Annotated in this window: 2 protein-coding genes and 1 pseudogene; 1 reads left to right on the forward strand and 2 read right to left on the reverse strand. The window is 69.2% G+C overall.

Annotated elements, in window-relative coordinates; all coding sequences use genetic code 11:
• Positions 1 to 485 precede the first annotated feature (485 nt).
• Positions 486 to 747 (reverse strand): annotated as a pseudogene (locus K377_RS40740) (transposase family protein); the annotation flags it as partial.
• Between the two features lie 868 nt (positions 748 to 1615).
• Here K377_RS40740 and K377_RS40745 point away from each other — a divergent pair.
• Entirely contained in the window at positions 1616 to 2521 is a 906-nt protein-coding gene (locus K377_RS40745; protein ID WP_161195072.1) for an LAETG motif-containing sortase-dependent surface protein, read from the forward strand.
• A gap of 51 nt (positions 2522 to 2572) precedes the next feature.
• On the opposite strand, the gene K377_RS40750 is transcribed toward K377_RS40745, so the two are convergent.
• Positions 2573 to 3231 (reverse strand): MFS transporter (locus tag K377_RS40750; protein ID WP_146614865.1); only part of this gene is annotated, 659 nt, incomplete at its 5' end.

Here is a 3231-nt window from a genome sequence, read left to right on the forward strand (position 1 = left end):
CAGCTGGACCGGCCCCTTCAGCTACCCCGGCACACCGCTGACCGCGCGCTACGACTGGATGAAGTACGCGAAGTACTGATCCTGCAGGCCCGCCGGCGAACCAACGGGCGGCCGAAGAGGCGGGGCCGGCGCGGGACTTGACGGCCTGCGCCGGCCTCCGACGCCGCGAACACCAACCCCTGGCGGCACCGAGCGTTCCTCGTCCGAGGCGACACCCACTAGTTCCGGAAGAGGCCGGACCAGCGGTCGTACCGATCCAGTACGGTCATGATCCCCTGCTCCCAACTCGTGCACTGGCTGGCGGGACGGGGAACCCATGCTGACGGTGCCGTCCAGCGCGAAGACCTCCTTCAACGTCTGATCGTTCCTGTCGTCGATCACGTGGCCAACCCCGCTGAAGCCGACGCCGCCCGGATCGGTGTTCGCGCTCACGAAGACGTACCGCTGCTCTCGCAACAGACCGTTGGCAGCTTCGCTCGGATCGTCGACATCGCCTCGGCCAGGGACGGAGCGAGGGCGGACAGGACCTCGACGGCTTCACGGACGTAGCGGAAAACGGTAGCGATCCCGACGCCGAACCCGGCGGCGAGTTGGGTATACGTGTCACCGCACCGCAGATGAGCCAGGGCGAGCAGGAGGCAGACGCCGCCATCGAGTTCCGATCTCCTGCCGCTTCGCGATCAGTTGCTCCGTCAGAAACCGCAGACTGCGGTGGGACAGGTCAATCGAGGACGGGTAGACAAGCATGCGGAGCTCCTGACGGACATGAAGGACTTGGCCAAGAACCCGTCTGTCAGGAGCTACGCCGTTGAGCAGAGTTCCTCAACTCGCTTTCAGCGACGTCACCTTGGCCAGCCTGGGGCAGCCCTGTCAGATTGCACTAGGTCGACACCGGGCTCCGGCAGAAGCTCCTCGTAGTCGCAGACGGCGACGGCCCGATAGCCGGCCTCTCGGATCGCCCCCAGGATCGTCGACATGTCTGACACGACGTCCGTCGACGCGGCGCCACGATGCGGTTGGCACGCGAGGAGTGAGTGCCAGTCCAAGAACTCATCACGCGCACCAGTGCCCTCGTAGTCGTTGTGCTCCCACTACACGTCGACGCATCCGAAGGTCATTGCTCGATCCGCACCAAGTGACGCACGAAGCGTTGAAGCCACCCGCTCCATCAACCGATCACGGCTGGAAGCTGCGACGTAGATCTGACAATCCAAGTCGCGCTCCGCGCTGTCCCGCCCCACTGCTCTGTTGTCCTCCATGGGCGGATCCTCCCAGGCCAAAGGCAACCTCAGGAACCGGCTGCGATCTCGGCCAGGCCGCCATCGTGACGTTGGAAAGGGCTCATTGTTACGGATGAGACGCATGGCGATGAATTGACAGGTGAGGGCGGGTGATTGAAGCTTCTTCCTGTTCCCGGGTTCGATCCGGCTCGGCGTCCACTTCTCCTGCATCCGGCTGTGCTTTCGGCTGCGCGCGCTCTGGCGTGTGCCGTCGCGGAACGTGGTGCGTCCCCGAGCCGCAGCACATGCCCGTACGGGCCGGGTGCCGCGACCGGGTCGGGGTGTGCGTCGTGTTCTCCGGCGGGCCTTTCACCTGCTCCAAGGGGGTATGCGCCATGACTCGGCGCCTCGCCATCCGCCTGGCCGGTACCACGGCATCCGCCGCGCTGCTGGCTCTCTCCGTTTCCGGTGTGGCCTCGGCCCACGGTGGCGGTCACGGCTGGAAGAACACCGACAGCACCTTCGAGTCGCAGCAGACCGGGCCGGGCAGTGCGGCCCCGTCCGACAAGTGCGCTTTCTCGGCGGACGGTTCGTCCTGGACGGCGCGTCCGGGGCTGAGGGACATAGCGCCCGACGCGAACGGCAAGCTGACGCTCCAGGTCAAGGGCGACGGCAGCACCTGCACCGTCTCGCTCGCCTCGTACCTGGCGCACGGCCCGGACTTCAACAGCTCCGGTGTGCAGCAACTCGTCGACCACGCGTCCGTGTCGGTGCAGGACGGTCAGACGGCTGCGCTGTCGATCTCGGTTCCGGACGCCGTCTGCTTCGCGCAGCTCGACCTGTACCGCGGTACGACCGTCTTCGACGGCAAGGAGGGCGAGGGCCACGGCCCCGTCCCTGCCGCCGGCAAGCCGGTGATCGGCAGTGCGCTGATCGCCTCCTGGAACGGTCCGTCCGAGGGCGGTACGGACTGCATCGCCAACCCCCCGAAGGACGACGAGGTGCCGAGCACGCCGCCCGTCGACAACACGCCGAGCGGCGACGCGTCCACGCCCGCCGCGACGCCCACTCCCACGGCGACGCCGTCCGCGCCGGCCGACGACGCGACCACCGGTGAGCCCACCCCGGCCGCGTCGTCGTCCTCGCCGGCGGCCACCGGTGCGCAGGGCGGTGACGGCGATCTCGCCCAGACCGGCGCGGACAACACCGGTGCGCTGGTGGGCGGCGCCGCGGCGCTGCTCCTCGTCGGTGGCGGTGCCGTGTTCCTGACCCGTCGCAAGGCCGCCGCCCGCCGCGGCTGAGCCGGTTCTTGCGGGCCGGTCCCGGGCGGCTGTTCGCCCGGGGCCGGCCGTTCAGCCGACCGAGGCCGCCCGCGCCTCGGTTGCTGTTGTCTGTACGCGCAGCAGCGGCAGCGCCGTCGTGGCGAGGACCGTGGCGAGGCCGAGGGCGCAGAACCAGAGGGCGCCCTGGTTTCCGATCGCGCCCGCCAGCAGGCCCACGAGGAGTGAGCCCAGGGGCAGGCTCGACATGATGCCGACGCGGGCCGCCGCGTTGACGCGGCCGAGTACGTGGTCGGGGGTGAGGCGCTGGCGCAGTGTCACCAGGGCGACGTTGATCAGAGGCGAGCTGAGGCCGAACGCGAACTGGGCCGTCGCGAAGCCCGCCCATGACCAGTCCCGTGTGGTCGCCGCGAGGACGAAGCCGCCGCCGGTGAGGACGGCCAGGCCGATGAGGACGGTCCGGGGTTCTCCGCCGCGGGCGATGACGCGCGTGACGAGGGCCGATCCGATCAGGGCCGCGGCTCCTTCCGCGGCGAGGCAGATGCCGATGGTCCGCGGCGAGAGGTCCAGGTCACGGGTCGCGTAGAGGACTTGAAGGGCCATCAGGCCCGCGGTGAAGAGGTTGGAGGCCGCTCCGGCGACGATCACGAGCTGGACCGGGCGGTGGTTCTTGATGAAGCGCAGCCCTTCGGCCAGGTCGGCGCGCAGCCGGTGGCGGGGTGAGGCGGGGG

The organism is Streptomyces sp. PsTaAH-137, assembly GCF_003259365.1.
Taxonomy (GTDB): domain Bacteria; phylum Actinomycetota; class Actinomycetes; order Streptomycetales; family Streptomycetaceae; genus Streptomyces.

Bases quoted from the DNA above. Each gene is read 5' to 3' on its own strand.
- K377_RS40745 (WP_161195072.1), top strand. From the start codon at position 1,616: ATGACTCGGCGCCTCGCCATCCGCCTGGCCGGTACCACGGCATCCGCC.